We start from the raw sequence: 25118 nt of genomic DNA, 5'->3' as shown, positions 1-25118 counted from the left end.
TGGGCTGCGCGAGCATTCCCATGCTGCGCAACGGGATCTTCAGCGGCGATGTGGCGGCCCAGCACTGATGACCGCTGCAGAAGCGATCAAAGCCTGGAATAGCATGGCGCCCACTGAGTATTGACGTTTCAGAGAGGCTGCGACGAGCTACGTTCGAGTGGAGGCATCAGCCCAAATGCTAGGCAAAAAAAGCCGGGCAGCTTGAGCGTAAGGGGATCAACCCTTTGGTGCATCGCTATGCGACACATCGTATCCATCGGCCACGTAGGCAGGGCCCTTCATGAGCCACACAATGACACAACCAATGGTCACCGTCAGAGCAAGGGTCCAGACAAAGATCACCAAGCCGATCATCACAAAATCAAATAGCTGAATGCGTCGCGCCAACTCCGCAGCACTGCCCGCAGTGATCAAGAAACGCGCGACAACAGCCATCAGCCCAGGCAACAGCGTACCTGCTGCGCACACCGTCGGCATCAGGCGCAGCAGCCGCCACTCAAACCCATAAGGGGTTTGTTGGAAGCCGGGGAGTTTTTGAAGCCAGTTCACATTGACATTCTAGGAGCGCCACGGTATTTTTGCCAGCCGCAACGCGCGCAGCGCCACGACAGCCACCACCACCCAGAATACGAACCTGAGCCCCAGTGCTGCCACGGTGCGCATCTCGTAGGCGCCGCCGCCCATGATGTGAAGGCCAAAGGCGCCTGCCACGACGGCCGTGGCCAGCGCCAGCAGGCTGGCCGCTCGGCTGGCCCAGTGCCGACCCTGCCAGAGCCCGGCGCCGGTCACCATATAGACGAAACCCGCGAAGAAGTTGAACCACAGCACAAACCCCACGGCGTTGCCAACGCTGGCGCGCGCCGCGACGTCGCCAAACAGTGCGCGACCACCGCTGAAGACCGTGAGTGCGCCGAAGGCGATGGCCACAACAGCAAGGACTTTGAGGATTCGGTCGGTGTTCATTCGGTATTCTTTCAAAGTTTGGTGTGTGGAAATCTGGACGCTACAGGCTCAGACCCTGGCCGGCTTCCTCGAAGGTGCGTCCGTCGCGGATGTGATAGATACGCTTGAAGGTCGGAATTATTTTTTCGTCGTGCGTGACCACAATGATGGCCGTACGGTACTGCTGCGCCATCTGGTTGAGGATACGCATCACGCCCAGAGCGCGCTCACTGTCCAGCGGGGCTGTGGGCTCGTCAGCGAGGATGACGGGGGGCTGGTTGGCCAGCGCCCGCGCAATCGACACGCGCTGTTGTTCGCCGCCCGAAAGCTGTGAGGGATCGGCCTTGGCGCGGTGTCCCACATCGAGCGCATCCAGCAGCTCGCGGGCGCGCTCACGGGCTTTCGCGTTGGACTGACCCGCCAGCATGGGCAGCAACGCCACATTGTCGGTGACATCCAGAAACGGGATCAGGTAGGGCGCCTGAAATACAAAGCCTATGCGGTCGCGCCGCAGGGTGCGCAGGTCCGGCAGAATCCAGCCGTTGTCGTAGATGACTTCACTGCCCAGCGTCATGCGGCCGGTGGTGGGTTCAATCACGGCACCCAGACACTTGAGTAGCGTGCTCTTGCCGGAACCCGACGGGCCGATCAGGCCGACCACCTCACCCGGGGCGACACTCATGTTCACATCCTTGAGCGCATCCACGATGGCGTCGCCTTCCCCATAGCGTTTGCTCAAACCTTCGATGCGGATGCCAAGTTCACTCATATTGCCTTCTTATCCAATGGCCGCCGCTGGGTCAACGCGCAGTGCCACGCGGATGGCGAGCGTACTGGCAAACGCACAGATGACCATGACGGCGAAAAAACCCGTCACGGCGTCTCCCGTTTCCAACAGCACATATTTCGGAAATATCGGCGCCCAGACAGTCGCCGCAACCTTGCCGACGACAAAGCCGATCAACCCGAGGCCCAGGGCCTGCTGCAGGATCATGCTGGCAATGGTGCTGCTGCGCGTGCCGATGAGCTTGAGCACGGCAATCTCGCGCAGCTTGCCAAGCGTCATGGTGTAGATGATGAAGGCCACGATGGCTGCGCTGACAATGGCCAAGATCACCAGGAACATTCCAATCTGCTTGGCAGAGTTGGCTATCAGCTTGACCACCAGGATGTCCTCCATTTGCGCGCGTGTGAACACTTGCAGGTGCTTCCAGCGGCGGATGGGTTCGGCCACCTGATCGAGTCCGAAGCCGGGCCGGACTTGCACCAGCACGGCGTTGACGTTGTGGTTGCTGCTCTGCGAGGCCTGAATGGCCTCCAGCAGGCCGGGCACGCCCGGGCGATTCAATGCGGGGTTGGCGGCGGTACGCGCTCTGTCGTTAACAATGGCGTCGTTGTCCTTCAGGAACTGCGCCTCCTGAGCGTCAGCCAGCGGGATAAAGACCATCGGGTCGCCCCCGGATGACACCATGCGCTGCGTCAGCCCAACCACACTGTACTCATGACGTCGGATCCTGATCCGATCACCCACGCGAAAACGCGTCTTCACGTCGGCCACGGCCTCGTAATGGTTTCGTGTCATGTGGCGGCCCGCAATAAGGTAGCCCGGCTCACCGGGCTGACCCGGTTCAACACCCACCACCATGGCACGCACGTCTGTGGACTCGCGTCGCACCTGCATTGTCAGATAGGTCACGTTGGCGGCACGCGCCACACCCGGCATGCCCAGAACAGACCGGACCAAGTCATCGCGCAGGCTGGAAGATTCGGCATACGGGCCCTGCGTGTCCTTCTGCACCACCCAAAGGTCGGCCCGGCTATTGGTCAGCAGCACGCGGGCATCGTCCACCATGCCGCGGTACACGCCAGCCATAGTCAGCGTGACGCCGATCAGCAGCCCCAAACCTGCGCCCGTGAAAACGAACTTGCGCCAAGAGTGCAGGATATCGCGGCCGGCCAGACTAATCATGGTGCGCCCTGCACGAGGCTTTGCACTACCTGGATACGGCTGTGCGTATCTATTTCCTTCTCGCTGTAAACCACAACCCGGGCGTCAGCTTTCAAACCATCAAGCACCTGCACCTGTCCGTCCAGGCTGGCCTGACCGAGACGCAGTGGCACGAACTGCAGGCTGTCGCTATCCAGGACCCAAACACCGGTCTGACCACCCTGGTGCCGGATAGCCGCATTGGGTAGCAGCAACGAACGCGGTGTGGCGGGCAGCTTGAGCGTGACCTCGGCCAACTCACCAATCGACACGCCCGCAGGCAATACATCGAATGCAATTTGGGCCATGCGCTCTTCCGTCACGCTGTCGCCCTGCAGTTCTATGCGAGCCACCTTGCCAGTTAGCACAGTGGCGGCACTGGAGCGCAGCACGATATCGGCGGGTAGACCTGATGTGAGGCCGGCCGAACGGCCCTGATCAAAACGGGCTTTGACCCAAAGGCTGGCGGGGTCCACAAGCTTGAACACCGACTGCCCTGCCACCACGGTGGAGCCCGGTTCGGCGTCGCGCGACAGAACCACGCCGTCCTGTGTGGCCAGGAGACGCACGTTTTGACGCTGCTGCGCCAGTGCAGCCCGTTCGGCCGTCAACCGTGTGAAATCATGCCGTGCAGCCGACAGATTGGCCTGCGCCGCGTTGGCACCGGCCGCGGCCGATGTTTGTTCCTGCAATTTCGCTTCCACAGCGCCGGCGCTGACGAAGCTTTGCTGAGCCAGATCAACATAGCGGCGCGCATTGGTGGCGGCCAGCTCGTGACGCGCCGCCGCATCAGCGCTCTGCGCGTCGGTCGCCGCAACCGTGCTGCGCGCGCGTGCCATCGACGCGTCGAGCGCCAAGAGGCGGTTGTCCAGGTCTACCGGATCCATCTCGGCCAGCAGCTGGCCTGCCTTGACCGCGTCGCCTGCGTCCACCATTACGCGCAACACGCGGCCAGCGGCGGTGGGCCCGATCAGGTAACTGCGGCGCGCCTCCACCGTGCCAATGCCAAACAGGGCCGGTGTCAGCGAGCCCTCAATAGCCTGGACTACCGTCACACGCACAGGGGCCAGTGGCCCGGCGCGCCGGATGACGAACACGATGGCAAGCAGCAGCAGAAGACCCAACAGGCTGAGCAGGAGCACTTTGGAAGAAAGGACTTTCAGTTTCATGGAAGTGGGCGGATACCGCGCAGATAAAGATGAAAGATACGTGGGGCTTCCACCCGCATGGTGGAAATCTGGCCGCCCAACATGGACTGCATGACCAGGCCCTGCACAATCCCGACAAACAGGGTGGCGGCCGCTGGCGCATCGAGATCTGCAGGCACATCGCCACGCTGCACGGCGGCCTGAAGCAGGCGCAGCAGCAATTGGCGGTAGCCCTGTAGAAGGTCGCGCGTCTGCCGCTTGACAGGAGAGTCCAGGGGCTGCTGCAGTTCGTGGAAGATCAGGCGTGGCACACCGGGGAAGGTCACGACAAACTCGACATGCGCATCGAATACGCTACGCAGGGCGTCAAGGGGCGTGGCGGCCTGCTGCGCCGCTTCATCTAGTGATCGGAGCAGGTGTTCTGCGACCCATGCCATGACTGCCAGCCAGACCGCCTCTTTCGAGGGAAAGTGCTTGAACAGCGCTCCCTGACTCAGTCCCACAGCACTGGCCAGATCGGTCGTGGTGATGGCCGCAGGACTGCGCTCTTGAGCCAGCCGCACTGCCGCGGCCACGATCTCTGCACGACGTGCTTCTGTCGGTAAACGGGTGCCTGCAGGTTGCATGAATATCCGGTGAAATTGGTAAGTATTTAATTACTTCCCATGATAACCAAGAGGCCCTGCTGCGTCAAATCTCCGCTTCACCCACGGAACCGAAGAGGTACCCCATCTCACTTGAGATGTCGGAATGGTATTTGATTAAGTTAAGCCGGTGACGTCGCTGCGCAAGGCTGAATACGAGCTGAGGACATGAGGCCAATCAGATATCTAGCAACTGGGAAAAATCGGTATCGCCGGAACTGGACGTCTCGTTGGCAATCACCGCGCCCAACTCAAACGTGTGCTCGATGACGGTCGCATCCGATTCACCGGACAACGGACCACTGAGCAATGCGCGGTCCACCATGCGCATCAGCAACACGCGTGCACTTTCCGGCGATTCGCCATGAAGATCGAAGGTGGCATTGACAATGAGTCGAACCGTAACCAACTCCGGCGTGTGCTGCGGCATGCGCAGAACATTGCCGGTGTCCTGGAGCAAGGTGCCGTTCGTCGCAACAAACAATATCCGGGCAGGCACTTTGGGCGACAGAACATGAGATAGCCCGTCGGCGTTTACCACCAGCATGGAGCCATTGTCGAAATCCCGGGCCCAGGCCGTCTTGCCCTCTGGAAAACCCCGGATGGCAAAGCCGTATTCGCGAGGTGACACGAAGTAGCGCCCCGTGGCATCCATTGAGGGATTGTCGATTTCGATGTCATCGTGTACGAAAGCGTAACGATAGACCCCAGGCGAGACCTGCCGTTTTACAGCGTTGCGTAGCCCCACAAGCTTTTCGCGGGGAGTCAGTTCACTCCAGTTTGTCATGGCTATCTCCAGTTAGATTTCACGGAACCAACATACTAAATTCACACAGCTGGCGCGAGCCAAGGCCCTACCCGACCGGAGCAGCTAGAGAAGCCATTTTTGCAGGAACTGTGCCTGTCCCACGGCCGGATCAAGTTGATAATTGGCAAATCCGACACGGTGATAAAGCTTGATGGCGCCAGCGTTGCCCTGCAGCACCTCAAGAGTGAGCTTGCAGGCCCCACGCTCGCGCGCAATCTCGTCAACCATTACCAGCATTTTTTCGGCGACACGCTGCCCCCGAAAGGCAGGCAACACCGCCACATCGTGAACATTCACCAAAGGTCGACAGGCAAAAGTGGAGAAGCCTTCGATACAGTTCACCAGCCCGACCGGAATCTCTTTGACGACATTGCCCGCGCAACCAAACGCCAACACACTAAAAGCCTGCGGGCGAGCCGCAAGGGCGGGAATCAGATTGGCCAATGCATACTCACTCAGGGGCTGGCCACCGCCCATTGGATCCCTGGCATAAGCGTCCAGCAGGCTCAGCAAGGCGTCCGCATGGTCGGGATTGGCGTAATCGGCACGGCAGATCCGAAAGGCCAGAGCGTTATCCGGGGTCATACTCATTCCCTTTCAGGCAAGTGTGTCGGCAATGCGCTGGGCGCAGGCTTTGGCCTGGTCGGCATCACGCGCTTCAACCATCACACGCACCAGCGGTTCGGTGCCACTTGCACGAATCAGCACGCGGCCTGTATTACCCAACTCGGCCTCCACTGCTCGGGTGGTATCGGTCAAATGCGGACTGGCTTCCCAGTTCTGCCCTGGTTTGAGGCGTACATTGATCAGGATTTGGGGGAAAAGTGTCACATCCGCCAGTAATTCAGCCAGTGTCTGGCCGCTGCGCATGCAGGCTTGTAACACCTGCAAGGCGGAAATCAGGCCGTCTCCCGTGGTGTGCTTGTCCAAAGCCAGCAAGTGACCCGATCCTTCGCCGCCAAGCAGCCAGCCGCGTTGCTCCAGCTCTTCCAGCACGTAACGGTCACCCACTTTGGCGCGTACCAGTTGTACACCCTTGGCCTTCAAGGCAAGCTCCACAGCCATATTGGTCATGAGCGTTCCCACCACCCCTGGCACCACTTCGCTGGCACGCTTGCTGGAAACCTTTCCGCCACGCGACAGCCGCTCTTTGACCATCAGGTAAAGGATCTCGTCGCCATTGAACAAACGGCCCTGCGCATCCACCAGTTGCAGCCGATCGGCGTCACCATCCAGAGCAATGCCGCAGTCCGCACCATGGAACTTGACCGCCGCAACCAGCGCCTGGGGGTGTGTTGCACCTACCTCATGGTTGATGTTCAGACCATCAGGCGAACAACCGATGGATATGACCTCGGCGCCCAGCTCGTGAAACACCTTGGGGGCCACCTGGTAAGCCGCGCCGTGCGCGCCATCGACCACAATCTTCACGCCCTTGAGCGTGAGGTCGTTGGCAAAGGTACTTTTGCAGAACTCGATATAGCGGCCAGCCGCGTCGTCAAGGCGACGCGTCTTGCCCAAACTAGCAGAGTCAGCCCATACGGGAGCCTCGTCCAATGCGGACTCTACGTCACGCTCCCAGGAGTCAGATAGCTTGGTGCCCTGGGCACTAAAAAACTTGATGCCGTTGTCGGCGAAGGGGTTGTGACTGGCGCTGATGACCACACCCAGCGAAGCCCGCTGAGTCCGGGTCAGGTAAGCCACGCCAGGCGTCGGCAAGGGGCCCAGCAGCACCACATCCACACCGGCAGAGTTGAAACCGCTCTCCAGCGCACTCTCCAGCATATAGCCAGAGATTCGGGTGTCTTTGCCAATTAACACTGTCGGTCGCGCTTCAGATTTCTTGAGTACACGGCCCACAGCGTGTGCCAGACGCAGCACAAAATCAGGCGTGATGGGTGCTTGCCCCACAGTACCGCGAATGCCGTCTGTTCCGAAATACTTTCTACTCATTTTGTACCCTTGCCCTTTGATTTATTCAACTAATTGCTATTTGTTTTATGGCATTCAGCACCTTGACTGCCTGCACGGTTTCCCGCACATCATGCACACGAACCACCGAGGCACCGCGTTCGATCGCCAGCACGGCAGCGACCACGCTGGGAACCATACGTCCATGAAGGCCGTCCGTGGCCGTCGGGGTTGTTGCCATGCCGATGACCGCAGCCAATGAAGATTTTCGCGACCAACCTGCCAACAGTGGATAACCAGCATTCAGCAATTCACTTTGCCGTGCCAGCAGTGCAAAGTTCTGCGCTACGGTTTTGCCAAACCCGATTCCCGGGTCGATGACAATCCGACTCTTTTCGACACCTAGCCCCTGCAGATGTTCGGCTGAAAGCTCCAAAAACGATAGCACCTGCGGAACAATATCTCCTTCCATGGGAGTCATCTGCATGGTCATTGGCTCCCGATGCATGTGCATCAGGCAAACACCACAGCCGGCGTGTCGTGACACAACTTGCATGCCATCCAACGGAGCGGTCACAGGGTCAGTCCAGCGCAAGGCCCATATGTCGTTGATGATGTCGACCCCGAGGTCCAGTACGGCTTGCATGACTTTCGGCTTATACGTATCGACAGATACCGGCACACCCAGCTTGACAGCGTCACGTATGACCGGCAGCAGGCGAGCCAGCTCGTCTCTCAGTGATACGGGTGAGGCGCCTGGACGAGTGGACTCACCGCCAATGTCCAGAATATCTGCCCCGTCCTTGAGCAACCTTTCGCAATGCTGCAAAGCCATCGAAGTGGAGGCATGCTGCCCACCGTCCGAGAATGAGTCGGGCGTGACATTGACAATCCCCATCACTTTGGGTGTCGTCAAATCAACAAGGAATCGAGTGGTGTTCCATTTCATGGAGAAGCGAGTATTTTGGGTGGAACGGAAATTGTGCATTACCGCGAGACCGATACCGGCATTGACTAAAACAAAAACGGGGCTGTCTCCAGCCCCGTTTTGTCAAAGAACACCGATTTTAGGCTGCAGTAGGCGCCGCGTCGGGCTTAACTACCGGCGGTGCACCACCACTGCTGCTGTCGCCGCCTGAGGACGGGATGCGTGGTGTCCAGTCTTTCGGAGGACGGGGCTCTTTTCCAGCCATGATGTCATCAAGCTGGTCGCTGTCAATGGTCTCCCACTCCAGCAAAGCCTTCGCCATGGCATGCATCTTGTCTTGATTGTCTTCGATGAGCTTGCGCGCCAGACTGTATTGCTGGTCAATGATGCGGCGAACCTCGGCATCCACCTTCTGCATGGTTTGCTCGCTCATATTGGTCGTCTTGGTTACAGAGCGACCAAGGAATACCTCACCCTCGTTTTCAGCATAAACCATGGGGCCCAAGGCATCGGTCATGCCGTAACGGGTCACCATGTCACGCGCAATGTGAGTCGCACGTTCGAAGTCATTGCTGGCGCCAGTCGTCATCTGGTTCATGAACACCTCTTCAGCAATACGGCCTCCAAACAACATGCTGATCTGGTGGAGCATGTATTCGCTGTCATAGCTGTAACGGTCCTGAGCTGGCAGGCTCATGGTGACACCCAAAGCGCGACCACGCGGAATAATGGTCACTTTGTGAACCGGATCGCACTTGGACAATAACTTGCCAATCAAGGCGTGCCCAGACTCGTGGTACGCCGTGTTCTTGCGCTCGCTTTCCGGCATGACCATGCTCTTGCGCTCAGGTCCCATCAGAATTTTGTCCTTGGCTTTCTCAAAGTCCTGCATTTCCACCGTGCGTGCGTTACGGCGTGCAGCCATCAGCGCAGCTTCGTTGCACAGATTGGCAAGGTCGGCACCCGACATGCCGGGCGTGCCACGTGCGATAACACCCGCATTGACGTCCTGGCCCAAAGGCACCTTGCGCATATGCACATTGAGAATCTGTTCGCGGCCACGAATATCTGGCAAAGTGACATACACCTGCCGGTCAAAACGCCCCGGGCGCAACAGCGCGGCATCAAGAATATCGGGACGGTTGGTGGCAGCCACCACGATCACGCCGACGTTGGTCTCAAAGCCATCCATCTCCACCAGCATCTGGTTCAGCGTTTGCTCGCGCTCGTCATTGCCGCCGCCGAGACCGGCGCCACGTTGGCGACCGACTGCATCAATTTCATCAATGAAGATGATGCAGGGGGCATTTTTCTTGGCGTTGTCGAACATGTCGCGTACCCGGGCAGCACCCACACCCACAAACATTTCGACAAAGTCGGAGCCAGAAATCGAAAAGAAAGGCACTTTGGCCTCGCCAGCAATACCTTTGGCCAACAGTGTCTTACCGGTTCCAGGTGGGCCGACCAGCAGCAAACCACGGGGAATCCGACCGCCAAGCTTCTGAAATTTGGCTGGATCTTTCAGGAAATCCACCACCTCCTTGACTTCTTCCTTGGCCTCATCGCAACCCGCCACATCAGCAAAGGTAACCAGGTTGGTGCTTTCGTCAAGCATTCGTGCCTTGCTTTTGCCAAAGCTGAACGCCCCACCTTTGCCGCCACCCTGCATTTGTCGCATGAAGTAGACCCAAACACCGATCAGCAACAACATTGGGCCCCAGCTGACCAGCAACGTCATCAGCAGGGAACCTTCCTCACGGGCCTTCACATCAAACTTGACGTCATTGGCAATCAAGTCGCCCACCAGACCGCGGTCGAGGTAGGTAGCCGTTGTTCTTACTTTGCGGTCATCGTTGGTTACGGCAACAATCTCAGTACCGCCCTGACCTTCCTGGATGATGGCGCTCTTGATGCGCTTGCCCCGAACCTCTTCCAGGAAATCGGAGTACCCCAGCGAACTTGCACCCGCCGTACCCCGCGTGTCAAACTGTTTAAATACAGTAAAAAGCACGAGGGCAATCACAAGCCAGACGGCAATTTTCGAGAACCACTGATTATTCAAGCGAGGCTCCAATACGGACGCAAATTAGAAGACTGAACATAACTGGGAGCTATTTTAGGCGTTTCAAGACGCACCAGATGGGCTTTTCATATATTCAGCCACAGGTAAAGTATGGAATTCAGCTCGACTTCAAACCCAAGCCGACCAGAAAAGTTTCTGATGACTTGTCACGGGAGGCTTTGGGTTTGATCGGCTTGACCACCAAGAATGTCTCCTTGAATCGCTTCACAAGCTGGTCGTAGCCACCGCCATGAAAAACTTTGGCAACCAACGCACCTTGCGGCTTCATGTGGTTCTGGGCGAATTCAAGCGCCAGCTCGACCAGGTTTTCAATGCGTGCAGTATCGGCCGATGCAATTCCAGACAAATTGGGCGCCATGTCTGACACCACAATATCCGCCTGACGCCCCCTCATCTCATCGGTCAATCGCTGCAAAACTTCCGGCTCACGAAAATCCCCCAGCAAGAACAGCACGCCCTCCACTGGCTCCATGGGCAGGATATCCAATGCGATGATGGTACCGTTCAACGCCCCCACGGCTGCACCACCGCTGGTTGCCGTTTTGGGTGACATCTTGCGTCGCACGTATTGACTCCAGGCACCGGGGGTTGAGCCCAAATCAACCACCAGTTGCCCCGGCTTGATCAAATGAAGCGTTTCATCGATTTCCTTGAGCTTATAGGCGGCACGGGCGCGGTAGCCCTCCAGTTTCGCCAGTTTGACGTAAGGGTCATTGACGTGGTCGTTGATCCACGCCCGGTTGACCTTGCTGCCTTTAGTTTTGACTTTCATTTTTACCTTCGTGACCGATAATACCGGCATGCCCCAAATTCAATTGACCCCTGCCCAACGCAAAGAACAGCGCTCCGAAGCCCATCACCTCGACCCTGTCGTGATGGTCGGCGGTGATGGGCTCACCGCCGCCGTCAAAAAGGAAGCGGACGCTGCCTTGAACGCCCATGGACTGATCAAGATTCGCGTCTTTTCCGACGACCGCGCAGCGCGGGAAGCCATGTTTCAAACCCTGGCCGACGAACTCAACGCCGCACCCATTCAGCACATCGGCAAACTCCTGGTGCTCTGGCGACCCATGCCTGACAAGGAAAAAACGGTCGATGAAGACCGTATGCCTGGTCCACGCGACTTCAAAGTACTCAAGTACAGCAAACGAGGTGGCCAGCGTCCGGAAGTGAAAACTTTGCGCGTTCTTGGCAATCAGCGCCTCACCGCCGGTGGCTCGGTCAAACGGGCCAAACCAAAGCAGATCAGCATCAAGAAACAAAGCCAGACTTAGTCCGTCTGACGCGGTGGCATCAACTTGCCAAATGTCACCGCAGCGCACACCCACTGCAGCAAATACAGCATGCTGCCAACACTGTGCCACAAACGCAAATTGTCCCGGGCCACAATTCTGGGCGCCACCGCGAACTCGGACAACAGCGCCAAAATCATCCCAGCCACTATGAATAGCATAGCTGCTTGCGCTCTACGGATAAGGGCTAGAGGTTGATTTGACCGCTTATTTAACAGCAGCAGCAAAACCAGGCCACAAATACTCGACACCCAGGTTTGAGACGTGAACAGCTTGGCGGCCATGCCACCCGCCATTGCCGGTGTTGGCAGATGCACAAACAGCATCGGCACCACCAAAAACCCGATCGTGGTCAGGCTGGCCCACCACAGAGCCGCTACCCAGATCTGCAGCCGCGGCATCAAATTAGACGTAGCTGACCGCCACCACTTCATAGCGCCTGACGCCACCCGGCGCCTGGACTTCTGCGGTGTCGCCCTGCTCCTTGCCGATCAAGGCGCGGGCAATCGGGCTGCCAATGTTGACCAGCCCCAGTTTGATGTCGGCTTCGTCTTCCCCGACGATCTGATACGTCACCACGTCGCCCGAATCCTCATCTTCGAGCTTCACGGTGGCACCAAACACCACGCGGCCTTCGGCATCCAGATCGGCGGGATCAATGATCTGGCACGCAGACAACTTGCCTTCGACCTCTTGAATGCGCCCTTCGATAAAGCCCTGACGGTCTTTGGCGACTTCATATTCAGCGTTTTCACTCAGGTCGCCCTGGGCGCGCGCCTCGGCAATGGCGTTAATGACCCAAGGGCGATCAACGGTCTTGAGTTTGTGCAGCTCGGCCTTGAGCTTTTCAGCGCCGCGCTTGGTAATGGGAATGGTCGCCACGTACTGCTCCGTTGGTGTGTCTATAAAAAAAGATACCGCCGAGCGTTGCCGTTCGGCGGTATCTAGAGGGACTGATTATGCCGCGATAGTCAACCCACAATCAAGCAGCAGCCAACTGCGCATGCATTTCCTGCACAGAAATCACGTCCAGTTGATCCATATGTGCCATGCCCTGCACCGCGGCCTCGGCCCCGGCAATCGTGGTAAAGGTCGTGACCCGGGCCAGCAAAGCCGATGTGCGAATCTGACGTGAGTCGGCAATGGCATTGCGCCGCTCTTCCACTGTGTTAATGACCAGCGCAATTTCATTGTTCTTGATCATGTCCACAATGTGTGGCCGACCTTCGGTGACCTTATTGACCACGCCACACGTTACACCGGCGGCGCTCATGGCCGCCGCTGTGCCCTTGGTCGCCAGCACGGAGAAACCCATGGTAGTCAACGCACGGGCCACCTCGATCGCACGGGGTTTGTCGTTGTTCTTGACCGAAATAAAGACTTTGCCCGAGGGTTCACCCGCTGCCGTGAACGGCCTGGGCAGTTTGGTACCGGCGCCCATTTGCGATTTCACAAAGGCCTCGCCAAACGTTTTACCCACGCCCATCACTTCGCCGGTAGATTTCATCTCGGGGCCGAGAATCGTGTCCACACCGGGGAACTTGACGAAGGGGAAAACCGCTTCTTTCACACTGAAGTACGGCGGTGTCACCTCGTTCCTGATACCCTGCGATGCCAGCGACTGGCCCACCATGCAGCGCGCTGCCACTTTGGCCAGTTGAATGCCGGTAGCCTTGGACACAAATGGCACGGTGCGCGAAGCTCGCGGATTGACCTCCAGCACGAAGATCACGTCTTTGCCATCGATATTCTGGATGGCAAACTGCACATTCATCAGGCCCACCACATTCAAAGCTTTGGCCATGGCTGCCGTCTGGCGCTTGATCTCAGTCACCGTCTCGGCACTAAGGCTGTAGGGCGGCAGCGAGCAGGCCGAGTCGCCACTGTGCACGCCAGCCTGTTCGATGTGTTCCATCACACCACCGATAAAGGTCGCGCCTTCAGAGCCGTTAGAGCCAGCGTCCCGAATGCAATCCACATCGCACTCGATGGCGTCATTCAAAAAGCGGTCGAGCAGCACCGGCGAGTCATGGCTGACCTTGACGGCCTCGCGCATGTAACGCTCCAGGTCGCGCTGCTCATGCACGATTTCCATGGCACGGCCACCCAGCACATAGCTGGGACGCACCACCAGCGGGTAACCCAGGGCGGCCGCTTTTTCCAGCGCCTCGGGTTCGGTACGGGCCGTGGCATTGGGCGGCTGGCGCAGGCCCAGCTCGTGCAACAGCTTTTGGAAGCGCTCACGGTCTTCAGCGGCGTCAATCATATCGGGCGAGGTGCCGATGATGGGCACGCCGTTGGCTTCCAGATCCAACGCCAGCTTGAGTGGCGTCTGGCCACCGTACTGCACGATCACGCCGTACGGCTTTTCCTTGTCGACAATTTCGAGCACGTCTTCGAGCGTGAGTGGCTCGAAATACAGGCGGTCCGAGGTGTCATAGTCGGTCGAGACCGTCTCGGGGTTGCAGTTGACCATGATGGTCTCGTAACCATCTTCGCGCATGGCAAGGGCCGCGTGCACGCAGCAGTAGTCAAACTCGATGCCCTGACCGATCCGGTTCGGACCACCGCCGAGCACCATGATTTTTTTCTTGTCCGTGGGCGCGGCTTCACATTCCGAGCCTTCCGACTCATAGGTCGAATACATGTAGGCGGTGTTGCTGGCAAACTCGGCTGCACAGGTATCCACGCGCTTGTACACCGGGCGCACGCCCAGGGCGAGGCGCTTCTCACGAATGGCGGTGTCGGTGGTTTTCAACTGACGTGCCAAGCGGCGGTCAGAGAAACCTTTCTGCTTGAGCGCACGCAGAGTGGGCGCATCAATGGCCTCCAGCGTGGTCGTTTCCAGCTCCAGTTCGATCTTGACGATTTGCTCGATCTGCACCAGAAACCAGCGGTCAATCTTGGTCAGCGCAAAAACTTCTTCCACGCTCATGCCTTGCGCAAATGCGTCGCCCACGTACCAGATGCGCTCGGGACCGGGTTCGCCCAGTTCCTTCTCCAGCACTTCGCGGTCTTGGGTTTTTTCATTCATGCCGTCCACCCCGACTTCCAGTCCGCGCAGGGCTTTCTGGAATGACTCCTGGAAAGTGCGGCCGATGGCCATCACTTCGCCCACCGATTTCATTTGCGTCGTCAGGCGACTGTCGGCAGCCGGGAATTTCTCAAACGCAAAACGCGGAATCTTTGTGACCACGTAGTCAATGCTGGGTTCAAAACTTGCTGGCGTGGTGCCACCCGTGATGTCGTTGCGCAGTTCGTCCAGCGTATACCCAACGGCCAGCTTGGCTGCCACTTTGGCAATCGGGAAACCCGTAGCTTTGGAGGCCAGGGCCGAGGAGCGTGACACACGCGGGTTCATCTCGATCACCACCATGCGCCCGTCGTCGGGGTTGATGGAGAACTGCACGTTGGAGCCGCCGGTGTCCACCCCAATTTCGCGCAGCACGGCCAGCGAGGCGTTGCGCAGAATCTGGTATTCCTTGTCGGTCAGTGTTTGCGCCGGGGCCACGGTGATGGAGTCGCCGGTGTGCACGCCCATGGGGTCCAGGTTTTCGATCGAGCAGATGATGATGCAGTTATCCGCCTTGTCGCGCACCACTTCCATCTCATACTCTTTCCAGCCCAGCAGCGACTCTTCAATCAGCAGCTCATTCGTGGGCGAGGCTTCCAGGCCGCGCTTGCAAATCACCTCAAACTCTTCCGAGTTGTAGGCGATGCCGCCGCCGGTGCCACCGAGTGTGAAACTGGGGCGAATGACGGTGGGGAAACCCAGTGTTTTTTGCACCGTCCAGGCTTCTTCCATGGAGTGCGCAATGCCCGAGCGGGCCGAGCCCAGACCAATCTTGGTCATGGCGTCCTTGAACTTCAGGCGGTCTTCCGCCTTGTCGATGGCCTCGGGGCTGGCGCCAATCAGTTCGACATTGTATTTTTCCAGCACGCCGTGGTGCCACAGGTCGAGCGCGCAATTCAGCGCCGTCTGGCCGCCCATGGTAGGCAGTATCGCGTCGGGGCGCTCCTTGGCGATGATCTTCTCGACCGTCTGCCAGGTAATGGGTTCGATGTAGGTGACGTCAGCCGTGGCCGGGTCGGTCATGATCGTGGCGGGGTTGCTGTTGATCAGGATGACTTTATAGCCCTCTTCCCGCAGCGCCTTACAGGCCTGCACGCCAGAGTAGTCGAACTCGCAGGCCTGGCCGATGATGATCGGGCCCGCGCCAATGATGAGGATGGATTTAAGGTCTGTGCGCTTAGGCATTTTTGCGGGTCTCCATCAGCGCGGTGAAGCGGTCAAACAAATAGGCAATATCGTGCGGTCCGGGTGAGGCTTCGGGATGACCCTGGAAGCAAAACGCTGGCTTGTCGGTGCGGGCCAGACCCTGCAGCGTGCCATCAAACAGGCTGATGTGGGTGGCGCGCAGATTGGCGGGCAACGTCTTGTCATCGACCGCAAAACCGTGGTTCTGGCTGGTGATGCTGACGCGACCGGTATCCAGGTCTTTCACCGGGTGGTTGGCGCCGTGGTGGCCAAACTTCATCTTGAACGACTTGGCACCGGACGCCAGCGCCATGATCTGGTGGCCCAGACAGATGCCGAAAGTGGGTATGCCCGACTCGATCAACTCGGCCACGGCCGCGATAGCGTAGTCACACGGCTGGGGATCGCCCGGGCCGTTGCTCAGGAAAATCCCGTCGGGCTTGTGGCTGAGCGCCTCGGCCGCGCTGGTTTGCGCAGGCACCACGGTAATCTTGCAACCACGCTCGGCGAGCATACGCAAGATGTTGAACTTGACACCAAAATCGTAAGCGACAACGTGGAACATTGGACGAGTCTGCTCACCATAGCCGGGCTTGCCATCCAGTTGCGGATGCGCCAACTGCCATTCAGTCTGCGTCCACTCGTAGGCCGTCTCGGACGACACCACTTTGGCCAGGTCGGCACCAGCCATGCTGGGCGCGCCCTGCGCCAGCGTCAACGCACGATCAATGGCAGCCTGGGTGATGGCTTCGCCCGCAGCCAGAGCCAGAATACAGCCGTTTTGCGCACCCTGAGTGCGCAGGTGGCGCGTCAACTGGCGAGTGTCAAGGTTGGCGATGGCAACGGTTTTCTGCTGCGCCAGATACTGCGGCAAGGTCATGTTGGCGCGGAAATTGGACACCACCAGCGGCACGTCCCGGACGATCAGGCCGGCGGCATGCACCTTGGCGGCTTCAATATCTTGCGTGTTGACGCCATAGTTGCCGATGTGTGGATAAGTGAGTGTGACGAGTTGCTGGCAGTAGCTCGGGTCTGTGAGGATTTCCTGGTAGCCGGTCATGGCGGTGTTAAACACCACCTCGCCGACGGTGGAGCCAGCGGCCCCGATGGAATTTCCAACAAACACCGTGCCGTCTGCGAGCGCCAAAATGGCGGGGGGAAATGTTCCCTGTAAAGACAAAAGCACTGGGTTCTCCGGATGGGGTTTTCGGGTACGCCCAAACGCGCTCAAGAGACAACTCTTGGCTTGCTTTTCGAAGGGATTTGGCTTGAGACAGCTCTAGGCGTACGGGGTGCGGTGAAGCCTCTTATTATAGCCGAGCAAGTATTGCCCCCACGCTTGTCACTGCGTGTACTGCGCTGCCCCCCAAGGGGGCTGGCCTTGCTTGGGGCGGCCCGGCGCGGCGGCCGCTGCTCGCTGCCTCCGAGGGGTTTTAACGTAGTGGGTCGGCCCGGCGGCGCTCAGCCCGCGTGGAATGCCGTCGCGCTGGCGTGCAGACAGATGGCGGCGGCGGCGGCGACGTTCAGTGATTCTTCCCCACCGGGCTGGGCAATGCGTACATGCAGGCGGGCGAGCGCTTCCAGCTCCGCGCTGACGCCCTGCCCTTCGTGTCCGAGCGCCCATGCACACGACGTGGGGAGCTCATTATTTTGTAGCGCCAGGTGCAGGAAAGAACCGCGATGCGAGCTGGTGACCACGATGGGAATGGCCAACGCGGCCAACGCGGACAAGGCCACGCCTTCGATCAGCTGCAAACCCCAATGGGCGCCCATGCCTGCGCGCAAGACCTTGGGGCTCCACAGCGCGGCAGTGCCTTTGAGGCTGATGACCTGCTTGAAACCAAAGGCCGACGCACTGCGCAGAATGGAGCCGACATTGCCGGCGTCTTGCACGCGATCCAGAATGACCGAAGCCATCTGGGGTTGCAAAGCTGCGTTTGGCGGCAGATCGAACACGAAACCCATGCTGGCAGGCGACTCCAGGCCGCTGATGTCGTGAAAGAAGGCATCGGGAATTACTACGTTTTTTATAGCTGCTTGCGCCCATTCTGCGGGGGCTAGAGGCCAAAAAGATTCTGAAAAAATGCCCACAGCTGGCTTTGCACCCCTCACCAGTGCGGACCGGCACAAGTGGTCGCCTTCGACCCAAAAGCGGCCCTGTTTGCGGTAAGCCGTGTTGTCCTGCGACAAGCGACGCAGGTCTTTGAGTAAAGCATTGTCTTTTGACGTGATGTGCTGGACCTGCGGCGCGGTCATGGCGACGCCTCACGCAAGACTTCAGTGACCGGGCGAAACGTCTTGCGATGTTGCGGACACGCCCCATGCGCCTGCAAGGCCGCTAGGTGCTCGGCGGTGCCATAGCCTTTGTGCCTGGCAAAACCGTATTGCGGGAACTGCCTGTCGTACTCGGTACACCAGCGGTCGCGATACACCTTGGCCAGAATGGAGGCCGCTGAAATGGCGGGCACGGTGGCATCACCTTTGACGATGGCTTCAGCCAGCATGTCCAGGACCGGCAGGCGGTTACCATCCACCAGCACCTTTTTCGGCTTGAGTCGCAAGCCCTCGACCGCCCGACGCATGGCCAGCAGCGTGGCCTGCAGAATGTTGAGCTGCTCAATTTCTTCAACGCTGGCTTCGGCAATGGAGCAGCACAAGGCCTTGGCGCGGATCTCATCAAACAACTTTTCACGCCGCAGCGCGGTGAGTATTTTGGAATCTGCCAGACCTTTGATGGGGTTCAGGTCATCCAGAATGACGGCAGCAGCGACCACAGGCCCGGCCAGCGGACCGCGCCCGGCCTCATCCACGCCGGCGACCAAGCCGGGTACGTGCCAAATCAACTCGGCTTGTTGGCTGGCGGCTTGATCAGCCTTGGAGTAATTGCTGGATCGCATGAGCGGCTATTCGAGGGGTGTCGCGCTGCAGTTGCACATGCAACGCAGCGAATTTGTGTTGAAGAGCGGCGATTTTCTCAGGCGCTGTGACCTTGGCGCCCAGCCAGGCCAGCACCGAATCGGCCAGGGCCCGCGGCGTGGCGGCGTCTTGCAGCAATTCGGGCACCACGAATTCGCGGCAAAGAATGTTGGGCAAACCGACCCACGGCTGGAGCTGTTTGCGCCGCATGAGTTGCCATGACAGCCAGCCCATGTGGTAAGCAATCACCATGGGGCGCTTGAACAAGGCGGCTTCCAGCGTGGCGGTACCACTGGCAATCAAGGTGACATCGCATGCGGCCAAAACCGTGTGGGACTGGCCTTCAACGATCTGCAGGTGCTCCGACAGCCCACTGGCGCGGGCGGCCTGCTCTATTTCCGCCTTCAGGGCCGGCACCGCAGGAACTATGAATTTAATAGCTGGCTGCGTTTGTCTCATAAGGGCTGCTGCCTGAAAGAACCTTAAAGCCAAGTGTTTGATTTCGGATTTTCGACTGCCGGGCAAAATGGCGACCACGTGGTCTTCATCCGCCAGTCCCAGTGCCGCCCGCGCAGCCGAGCGGTCCGGCACCATGGGGATGACATTGGCCAGCGGATGACCAACATAGGTCGCCTCAATGCCGTGCTGCGCCAGCAAGGCAGGCTCAAACGGGAAGATGCACAGCACATGATCCACGCTCAGACGGATCTTCTCAACGCGCTCCGGGCGCCAGGCCCAAACCGACGGCGACACGAAATGCACAGTCTTGATCCCTTGCGCCTTCAGTGCGGCCTCAAGGTCAAGATTGAAATCCGGTGCGTCTACGCCGATGAACACGTCCGGGCGCTGCAGTATTAACCGCTCTCTAAGCTGATTGCGAATGCCCACAATCTCGCGGTAACGACGTAGCACCTCCCAGCCGTAGCCGTGTACCGACAATTTGTCATGGGGCCACCAAGCCTCAAAGCGGCGCCGGGCCATCTGGGGGCCACCAATACCCGCTGCATTCATCGCGGGCCAGCGCTCGCGCAAACCGTCCAACAGCAAACCCGCCAGCAAGTCACCTGACGCTTCCCCTGCCACCATGGCAACCTTCATTTCAGCGCACAATGCCGCGCTGGGGTGATGACTGCTCTAAAAATGAAAGCATCATCTCAACGTCCGGGGCCGACTCGGGGCTTGTTTTTGCCAACTCCGCAATGCGTTCACAGGCTGCCTGCAAGGTCAGGCCATCGCGGTACAAGGCTTTGTGCATGGTTTTGACGACAGCAATCCGTTCCGGCGAAAAACCACGACGGCGCAGCCCTTCGTAGTTCATGGAACGGGCTTGCGCCGGCTGGCCCTGACACATGACGAAAGGCGGCAGATCGGCCAACATCATCGTGCACATAGCGGTCATGCTGTGGGCGCCGACTTTCAAAAACTGCCGAATTGCCGTAAAGCCGCCCAGGACCACCCAGTCCCCCACATGCACATGGCCCGCTAACGACGCATTATTGGCAAAAATGGTGTTACTCCCCACAACACAATCGTGCGCCAGATGCACGTATGCCATGAACCAGTTGTCATCGCCCACCCGAGTGACGCCCGAGTCCCCCGGCGACCCGATATTGAAGGTGCAAAATTCGCGAATAGTATTGCGATCACCAATAACAAGCTCACAGGGCTCGCCCGCATATTTTTTATCCTGTGGAATGGCGCCCAGCGAATTGAACTGGAATATGCGGTTATCGCGCCCGATGGTGGTATGCCCTTCCAGCACACAATGCGGACCAATGGTGGTGCCGGCCCCCACCTTGACGTGAGGACCAATAACGGTGTACGGCCCGACCGTTACCGAGCCATCAAGCTCGGCCCCCGGATCAACAATGGCTGTGGCATGAATCGCAGTCACCCGGTACTCCTTAAGCGACGGCGCGCATGGCGCAGGTCAGCTCGGCTTCCACGGCGAGCTCGTCGGCCACCAGGGCACGCCCCTTGAACTTGAAAATGCCGGCTTTCATGCGCAACAACTCCACTTCGAGAATCAACTGGTCACCAGGCTCCACCGGACGCTTGAAGCGGGCGCCGTCAATGCCCGCAAAGTAGTAAATCATGTCATCGGTCGGGGAAGACCCGACCGCATCAAAAGCCAGCAGCGCTGCGGCTTGCGCCAGGGCTTCAAGCATCAGCACACCCGGCATCACGGGTCGATGCGGGAAATGTCCCTCAAAAAACGGCTCATTGATGGTGACGTTCTTCAAGGCCCTAATGCTTTTCCCCTTGTCAATCGCCAGCACCCGGTCAACCAAGAGGAATGGATAACGGTGCGGCAATTGCTTGAGAATCTTGTGAATGTCCATCATGGGTGTTCCAGTATTTTTAGTTTATCTTCCAACGACCGAATTCGATCGCGCAGGCTATGCAGCTGCTTGAGTGATGCGGCGTTTTTTTCCCAGGCGGCATTGTCGTCAAGGGGAAACATGCCGGTGTAATGCCCCGGCTTGCGAATCGACCGGGTCACCACGGTTGCCGCAGAAATATTGACCCCATCGGCCAGCGCGAGGTGCCCCAGCACAATCGCGCCGCCACCGATGGTGCAATGCGCCCCAATGGTGGCGCTGCCCGCCACGCCCACACAACCCGCCAGTGCCGAGTGTTTTCCAATGTGCACGTTGTGGCCGATCTGTATCAGGTTGTCGAGCTTGACACCCTCCTCAATGACCGTGTCCTGCAGGGCACCGCGATCAATACAGGTATTGGCCCCAACTTCAACATCGTTGCCAATGCGAACGGCCCCCAATTGTTCTATTTTTTCCCAGGTGCCCGCGTTGGGGGCAAAACCAAAACCATCTGCGCCGATGACAACCCCGGAATGCAATAAGCACCTGTCGCCAACAATACAGTTCTCACCCACAGTCACCCGTGCCTTGAGTTCGGTGTCGGCGCCAATGTGCGCCCCCCGTTCAATCACGCACAAGGCCCCAATACGGGCCAGGGGATGGATAAAGGCCTCGGGGTCAATCACCGCACTGGGGTGCACCCATGGCCGCACGGCTTGTGACAGGTTTTTCTTCCACAACTGTGTAACGCGGGCGAAATACAGATAGGGTTGGTCTGACACAATGCATGCGCCGCGCAACAACGCAGTGGCGCGCATCTGGGGACTCACGATCACGCAGGCGGCTTTTGACAGCGCCAATTGGCTCTGGTACTTGGGATGACTGAGAAAACTTAAGTGCTGAGGGCTCGCCGTCTCAAGCGGGGCCAGGCCCTCAATCGCGAGGCCAGCGTCGCCATGAAGCTCCCCCCCAAGTGCATTGACAATCGACCCTAGACTTAAGCTCACACGTCACTTGCCTTGGGCGCGCTTATTTGGCGTTACCCGAGTTCAACGCTTTGATGACTTTGTCGGTGATGTCGTGCTTTGGATTGACATAGACCGCCTCTTGCAGAACAAGGTCATACTTTTCAGTCTCAGCCACCTGCTTCACGACCTTGTTGGCGCGCTCGAGTACTTGCTGCAATTCCTCATTCTTCCGGGCATTCAGGTCTTCCTGAAATTCGCGACGCTTGCGCTGAAACTCACGATCCTGATCCACCAACTGCCTCTGGCGGGTCGCACGCTGCCCTTCGGGCAAAGTCGGCGCTTCACGCTCAAATTTGTCGGCCATCGATTTCAACGAAGCGCCCAGATCAACGAGCTCTTTCTCGCGTTTCGAGAATTCCTGCTCAAGCTTGGCCTGTGCAGCCTTGGCTGTACTCGCTTCCTTGAAAATCCGGTCGGTACTGACAAAGCCAATACGGAACTCTTGTGCCTGAACCTGCGCGGTGACCAGCAGCCCCAATAGCAGAGCAGTGGCATTGCATCGACGTAATAAATAGTTCATTAGAAAGTCGTTCCGATCTGAAATTGCAGGGTCTGTATTTTATCGCCATCATACTTTTTAATGGGTTTGGCGAATGCCAGACGCAAAGGCCCTACCGGCGATATCCAGCTGATACCCACACCGACGGATGAGCGCAGACTGTTTGCGTTTTCGTTAATGGCCAAGCCACCGTCCGGGCCGGACACACTACCCACATCAAGGAAAGCGTACATCCTCAAAGTCCGGTCGTTGCCGGCGCCTGGGAACGGCGTCAGAAGTTCAGCGTTCAGATTCACCTTTCTGGTCCCCCCCACCGAGGTTCCGCTCACATCCCGTGGCCCCAGACTGCCTTGCTCAAATCCACGCACCGAACCCAGTCCACCGCCATAGAAGTTCTTGAATACCGGGTAGGAGCGGTCTCCAACAGCCGCACCCCAACCCAACTCGCCATTGAACGCCGCCGTGAATTGCTTGTTGATCGGAATGAATTCCTGGTATTGGTACGTCGCCCGCAGGTAACGGGCGTCGCCCGCTGGCGACCACTCGGCATTTGCACGTTGGTAGCGGCCAGAGTTGGGCGCCAATGCGCTGTCACGGCGATCACGCGACCAGCCAATTGTCAAAGGAACCGCCAAACTGGTGGGACCAAATTCATCGATGTGCGCCTGGTATGACGTTGGCAGCAACGTGCCCGGCACGATGGTCGTTTGCTCAAGTCCCGCACCAAAATAGACCGTATCGGTCTCGGTGAAGGGCACGCCAAAGCGCAAGCTGCCGCCAGACGTGACAAGTTGGTAGTAGCTCTGATCCTGATAGGGGCTGGTTGTCCTGTGATAGACGTCAATGCTGCGGGACACGCCATCTTCCGTGAAATAGGGATCCGTCGTGCTGAAGACGATGGCGCGATTAACCTTGCTGGTATTGATCTGGACGCCAAGCGAGTTGCCCGAACCAAATGCATTTTCCTGCTTCAGCCCGAATGAAAGCCCAAGCCCGTCGCCGCTTGAGAAGCCGGCGCCCAGACTCAGGCTACCGGTCGGCTTTTCGACAACATTGACCGTCAGGTCCACTTGATCCGGCGAACCTGGCACCTCCTGCGTCTCGATACCGACCTGGCTGAAGTAGCCCAGGCGATCGACGCGATCGCGCGACAGTTTAATTTTGTCGCCGTCATACCACGACGCCTCGAACTGCCGGAACTCCCGGCGCACGACCACGTCACGCGTACGATTGTTACCTGCCACATTGATTTTCCGGACATAGGCCCTGCGGGACGGATCTGCCTGCAAAACCAGTGCAACACGATTGTTGGCACGATCAATTTCAGGGCGAGCTTCCACCCGCGCAAAGGCAAAGCCGAAATTACTGAAATAATCGGTAAAAGCCTTGGTGGTTTTAGCCACTTCGTCCGCGTTATAGGCTTGCCCCGGTCGAATCGTCACGAGCGACTTGAACTCATCGTCTTTGCCGAGGAAGTTTCCCTCCAGCTTGACGCCACTCACGACAAAACGCTCGCCTTCCGTGATGTTGATCGTGATGCCAATGTCAGTTTTATTGGGCAGAATCGCAACTTGGGTCGAATCCACTTTGAACTCCAGATAGCCCCGAGTCAAATAGTACGATCGCAGAGTCTCAATATCTGCATTGAGTTTGGCACGTGAATAGCGATCTGATTTGGTATACCAGCTCAGCCAGCCGCCCGTATCAAGATCGAACAATCCACGCAGCGTCGACTCGCCAAACACCTTGTTACCGACGATCCGTATTTCACTGATTTTTGCCGGATCGCCTTCAACCACCGTGAATGTCAGGTTGACCCGATTGCGCTCAATCGGAGTGACCGTCGTCACCACGTCCGCCGCGTACAGGCTGCGGTTGATGTACTGCCGCTTGAGCTCCTGCTCAGCCCGGTCAAGTTGCGCCTTGTCAAAGGGGCGGCCATCGGCCAGCCCCACATCACGCAGGGCTTTCTTGAGAACGTCCTTGTCAAACTCTTTAGTGCCGACGAACTCAACATCGGCGACTGTGGGGCGCTCCTCAACAACAATCACCAACACGTCACCGCTGACTTCAATGCGCACATCCTTGAACAAGCCTAACCCAAAAAGAGTCCGGATCGCAGAAGAACCTTTTTCATCGTTATAGATATCCCCGACTCGAACCGGCAATGACACGAAAACGGTTCCCGGCTCCACACGTTGCAGGCCTTCAATCCGAATATCGCGCACGGTGAACGGGTTAACGGCCCAAGCCGTACTGGCCGCAAAAAGCAGGGACGCCACGGCAGACACGGAGCGCAGAGGAAAACGATTGAATTGCATTTTTAATACTGAAAAGATCAAGCCGGTGCCGA

25 protein-coding genes are annotated in these 25118 nt (G+C 58.4%); 1 reads left to right on the top strand and 24 read right to left on the bottom strand.

Annotated elements, in window-relative coordinates; genetic code table 11:
• Positions 1 to 216: 216 nt before the first annotated feature.
• The 12 genes from C5P05_RS14055 to C5P05_RS14000 form a co-directional block, all read right to left on the bottom strand.
• Positions 217 to 549, bottom strand: a complete 333-nt coding sequence (locus tag C5P05_RS14055) for a hypothetical protein (RefSeq protein ID WP_114970472.1) — start codon at positions 547 to 549, stop codon at positions 217 to 219.
• 9 nt (positions 550 to 558) lie between these two features.
• Positions 559 to 963, bottom strand: a complete 405-nt coding sequence (locus C5P05_RS14050; RefSeq protein WP_114970471.1) for a hypothetical protein — start codon at positions 961 to 963, stop codon at positions 559 to 561.
• Between the two features lie 40 nt (positions 964 to 1003).
• Positions 1004 to 1711, bottom strand: coding sequence for an ABC transporter ATP-binding protein (locus C5P05_RS14045; RefSeq protein ID WP_114970470.1), 708 nt, complete (start codon positions 1709 to 1711; stop codon positions 1004 to 1006).
• Between the two features lie 9 nt (positions 1712 to 1720).
• Entirely contained in the window at positions 1721 to 2911 is a 1191-nt protein-coding gene (locus C5P05_RS14040) for an ABC transporter permease (RefSeq protein ID WP_114970469.1), read from the bottom strand.
• On the bottom strand, positions 2908 to 4098 hold the full coding sequence (locus C5P05_RS14035) for an efflux RND transporter periplasmic adaptor subunit (protein ID WP_114970468.1): 1191 nt from the start codon (positions 4096 to 4098) through the stop codon (positions 2908 to 2910). Before C5P05_RS14035 ends, C5P05_RS14040 begins: the two co-directional genes overlap by 4 nt.
• Positions 4095 to 4703 (bottom strand): TetR/AcrR family transcriptional regulator, encoded by a 609-nt coding sequence (locus tag C5P05_RS14030; protein WP_114970467.1) that lies wholly within the window; start codon positions 4701 to 4703, stop codon positions 4095 to 4097. Before C5P05_RS14030 ends, C5P05_RS14035 begins: the two co-directional genes overlap by 4 nt.
• Positions 4704 to 4899: 196 nt before the next feature.
• The gene (locus C5P05_RS14025) at positions 4900 to 5508 is read right to left on the bottom strand and encodes a hypothetical protein (protein WP_114970466.1); all 609 of its coding nucleotides are present in this window, start codon (positions 5506 to 5508) and stop codon (positions 4900 to 4902) included.
• Between the two features lie 84 nt (positions 5509 to 5592).
• On the bottom strand, positions 5593 to 6114 hold the full coding sequence (locus C5P05_RS14020; RefSeq protein WP_420130752.1) for a GNAT family N-acetyltransferase: 522 nt from the start codon (positions 6112 to 6114) through the stop codon (positions 5593 to 5595).
• Positions 6115 to 6126: 12 nt separating this feature from the next.
• Complete coding sequence (gene glmM / locus C5P05_RS14015) at positions 6127 to 7482, bottom strand: phosphoglucosamine mutase (RefSeq protein WP_114970464.1); 1356 nt, start codon at positions 7480 to 7482, stop codon at positions 6127 to 6129.
• Positions 7483 to 7507: 25 nt separating this feature from the next.
• Entirely contained in the window at positions 7508 to 8389 is an 882-nt protein-coding gene (gene folP / locus C5P05_RS14010; protein WP_114970463.1) for a dihydropteroate synthase, read from the bottom strand.
• Positions 8390 to 8507: 118 nt separating this feature from the next.
• Complete coding sequence (gene ftsH, locus C5P05_RS14005) at positions 8508 to 10430, bottom strand: ATP-dependent zinc metalloprotease FtsH (RefSeq protein ID WP_114970462.1); 1923 nt, start codon at positions 10428 to 10430, stop codon at positions 8508 to 8510.
• A 118-nt stretch (positions 10431 to 10548) separates the two neighbouring features.
• Entirely contained in the window at positions 10549 to 11223 is a 675-nt protein-coding gene (locus tag C5P05_RS14000) for an RlmE family RNA methyltransferase (RefSeq protein WP_114970527.1), read from the bottom strand.
• A 28-nt stretch (positions 11224 to 11251) separates the two neighbouring features.
• Here C5P05_RS14000 and C5P05_RS13995 point away from each other — a divergent pair, with 28 nt between their 5' ends.
• Entirely contained in the window at positions 11252 to 11725 is a 474-nt protein-coding gene (locus tag C5P05_RS13995; protein ID WP_114970461.1) for a YhbY family RNA-binding protein, read from the top strand.
• On the opposite strand, the gene C5P05_RS13990 is transcribed toward C5P05_RS13995, so the two are convergent.
• The 12 genes from C5P05_RS13990 to bamA form a co-directional block, all read right to left on the bottom strand.
• Positions 11722 to 12144, bottom strand: a complete 423-nt coding sequence (locus C5P05_RS13990; RefSeq protein WP_114970526.1) for a DUF4149 domain-containing protein — start codon at positions 12142 to 12144, stop codon at positions 11722 to 11724. The genes C5P05_RS13995 and C5P05_RS13990 overlap by 4 nt on opposite strands.
• A gap of 4 nt (positions 12145 to 12148) precedes the next feature.
• On the bottom strand, positions 12149 to 12625 hold the full coding sequence (gene greA / locus C5P05_RS13985; RefSeq protein ID WP_114970460.1) for a transcription elongation factor GreA: 477 nt from the start codon (positions 12623 to 12625) through the stop codon (positions 12149 to 12151).
• A gap of 100 nt (positions 12626 to 12725) precedes the next feature.
• Positions 12726 to 16001: a carbamoyl-phosphate synthase large subunit gene (gene carB, locus C5P05_RS13980; RefSeq protein ID WP_114970459.1), complete on the bottom strand. Its 3276-nt coding sequence runs from the start codon at positions 15999 to 16001 to the stop codon at positions 12726 to 12728.
• Positions 15994 to 17187 carry a glutamine-hydrolyzing carbamoyl-phosphate synthase small subunit gene (gene carA, locus C5P05_RS13975; RefSeq protein WP_114970458.1) on the bottom strand — a complete coding sequence of 398 codons (1194 nt, stop codon included), beginning with the start codon at positions 17185 to 17187 and terminating at the stop codon, positions 15994 to 15996. Before carA ends, carB begins: the two co-directional genes overlap by 8 nt.
• A gap of 275 nt (positions 17188 to 17462) precedes the next feature.
• Complete coding sequence (locus tag C5P05_RS13965) at positions 17463 to 18257, bottom strand: TrmH family RNA methyltransferase (protein ID WP_114970457.1); 795 nt, start codon at positions 18255 to 18257, stop codon at positions 17463 to 17465.
• Positions 18254 to 18898: a ribonuclease HII gene (gene rnhB, locus C5P05_RS13960; RefSeq protein ID WP_114970456.1), complete on the bottom strand. Its 645-nt coding sequence runs from the start codon at positions 18896 to 18898 to the stop codon at positions 18254 to 18256. The genes C5P05_RS13965 and rnhB overlap by 4 nt, the downstream gene beginning before the upstream one ends.
• On the bottom strand, positions 18870 to 20003 hold the full coding sequence (gene lpxB / locus C5P05_RS13955; RefSeq protein WP_114970525.1) for a lipid-A-disaccharide synthase: 1134 nt from the start codon (positions 20001 to 20003) through the stop codon (positions 18870 to 18872). The genes rnhB and lpxB overlap by 29 nt, the downstream gene beginning before the upstream one ends.
• A gap of 13 nt (positions 20004 to 20016) precedes the next feature.
• Entirely contained in the window at positions 20017 to 20811 is a 795-nt protein-coding gene (gene lpxA / locus C5P05_RS13950; protein WP_114970455.1) for an acyl-ACP--UDP-N-acetylglucosamine O-acyltransferase, read from the bottom strand.
• Positions 20812 to 20821: 10 nt separating this feature from the next.
• A complete protein-coding gene (gene fabZ / locus C5P05_RS13945) occupies positions 20822 to 21262 on the bottom strand; it encodes a 3-hydroxyacyl-ACP dehydratase FabZ (protein WP_114970454.1) in 441 nt (146 codons plus the stop codon).
• Positions 21259 to 22245 carry a UDP-3-O-(3-hydroxymyristoyl)glucosamine N-acyltransferase gene (lpxD, locus tag C5P05_RS13940; protein ID WP_114970453.1) on the bottom strand — a complete coding sequence of 329 codons (987 nt, stop codon included), beginning with the start codon at positions 22243 to 22245 and terminating at the stop codon, positions 21259 to 21261. Before lpxD ends, fabZ begins: the two co-directional genes overlap by 4 nt.
• 22 nt (positions 22246 to 22267) lie before the next feature.
• Positions 22268 to 22786 (bottom strand): OmpH family outer membrane protein, encoded by a 519-nt coding sequence (locus C5P05_RS13935; RefSeq protein WP_114970452.1) that lies wholly within the window; start codon positions 22784 to 22786, stop codon positions 22268 to 22270.
• Positions 22786 to 25086, bottom strand: a complete 2301-nt coding sequence (gene bamA / locus C5P05_RS13930) for an outer membrane protein assembly factor BamA (protein WP_114970524.1) — start codon at positions 25084 to 25086, stop codon at positions 22786 to 22788. The genes C5P05_RS13935 and bamA overlap by 1 nt, the downstream gene beginning before the upstream one ends.
• Positions 25087 to 25118: the final 32 nt, after the last annotated feature.

The sequence above is a fragment of the Rhodoferax ferrireducens genome (assembly GCF_003347515.1).
GTDB lineage: Bacteria > Pseudomonadota > Gammaproteobacteria > Burkholderiales > Burkholderiaceae_C > Rhodoferax.
Note: the sequence above shows the minus strand (reverse complement) of the source record. Positions and strands in the feature narration are given on the sequence as shown.

Excerpts from the sequence above, each read along its gene's own strand:
- C5P05_RS14050 (WP_114970471.1), bottom strand. The coding sequence starts at position 963 with ATGAACACCGACCGAATCCTCAAAGTCCTTGCTGTTGTGGCCATCGCC.
- lpxB (WP_114970525.1), bottom strand. The coding sequence starts at position 20,003 with ATGGTGGCAGGGGAAGCGTCAGGTGACTTGCTGGCGGGTTTGCTGTTG.
- glmM (WP_114970464.1), bottom strand. The coding sequence starts at position 7,482 with ATGAGTAGAAAGTATTTCGGAACAGACGGCATTCGCGGTACTGTGGGG.
- bamA (WP_114970524.1), bottom strand. The coding sequence starts at position 25,086 with ATGCAATTCAATCGTTTTCCTCTGCGCTCCGTGTCTGCCGTGGCGTCC.
- C5P05_RS14035 (WP_114970468.1), bottom strand. The coding sequence starts at position 4,098 with ATGAAACTGAAAGTCCTTTCTTCCAAAGTGCTCCTGCTCAGCCTGTTG.
- C5P05_RS13995 (WP_114970461.1), top strand. The coding sequence starts at position 11,252 with ATGCCCCAAATTCAATTGACCCCTGCCCAACGCAAAGAACAGCGCTCC.
- C5P05_RS14040 (WP_114970469.1), bottom strand. The coding sequence starts at position 2,911 with ATGATTAGTCTGGCCGGCCGCGATATCCTGCACTCTTGGCGCAAGTTC.
- fabZ (WP_114970454.1), bottom strand. The coding sequence starts at position 21,262 with ATGATGGACATTCACAAGATTCTCAAGCAATTGCCGCACCGTTATCCA.
- C5P05_RS13935 (WP_114970452.1), bottom strand. The coding sequence starts at position 22,786 with ATGAACTATTTATTACGTCGATGCAATGCCACTGCTCTGCTATTGGGG.
- C5P05_RS13990 (WP_114970526.1), bottom strand. The coding sequence starts at position 12,144 with ATGCCGCGGCTGCAGATCTGGGTAGCGGCTCTGTGGTGGGCCAGCCTG.
- C5P05_RS14045 (WP_114970470.1), bottom strand. The coding sequence starts at position 1,711 with ATGAGTGAACTTGGCATCCGCATCGAAGGTTTGAGCAAACGCTATGGG.
- C5P05_RS14000 (WP_114970527.1), bottom strand. The coding sequence starts at position 11,223 with ATGAAAGTCAAAACTAAAGGCAGCAAGGTCAACCGGGCGTGGATCAAC.
- C5P05_RS13965 (WP_114970457.1), bottom strand. The coding sequence starts at position 18,257 with ATGACCGCGCCGCAGGTCCAGCACATCACGTCAAAAGACAATGCTTTA.
- rnhB (WP_114970456.1), bottom strand. The coding sequence starts at position 18,898 with ATGCGATCCAGCAATTACTCCAAGGCTGATCAAGCCGCCAGCCAACAA.
- folP (WP_114970463.1), bottom strand. The coding sequence starts at position 8,389 with ATGAAATGGAACACCACTCGATTCCTTGTTGATTTGACGACACCCAAA.
- C5P05_RS14020 (WP_420130752.1), bottom strand. The coding sequence starts at position 6,114 with ATGACCCCGGATAACGCTCTGGCCTTTCGGATCTGCCGTGCCGATTAC.
- C5P05_RS14025 (WP_114970466.1), bottom strand. The coding sequence starts at position 5,508 with ATGACAAACTGGAGTGAACTGACTCCCCGCGAAAAGCTTGTGGGGCTA.
- carB (WP_114970459.1), bottom strand. The coding sequence starts at position 16,001 with ATGCCTAAGCGCACAGACCTTAAATCCATCCTCATCATTGGCGCGGGC.
- C5P05_RS14030 (WP_114970467.1), bottom strand. The coding sequence starts at position 4,703 with ATGCAACCTGCAGGCACCCGTTTACCGACAGAAGCACGTCGTGCAGAG.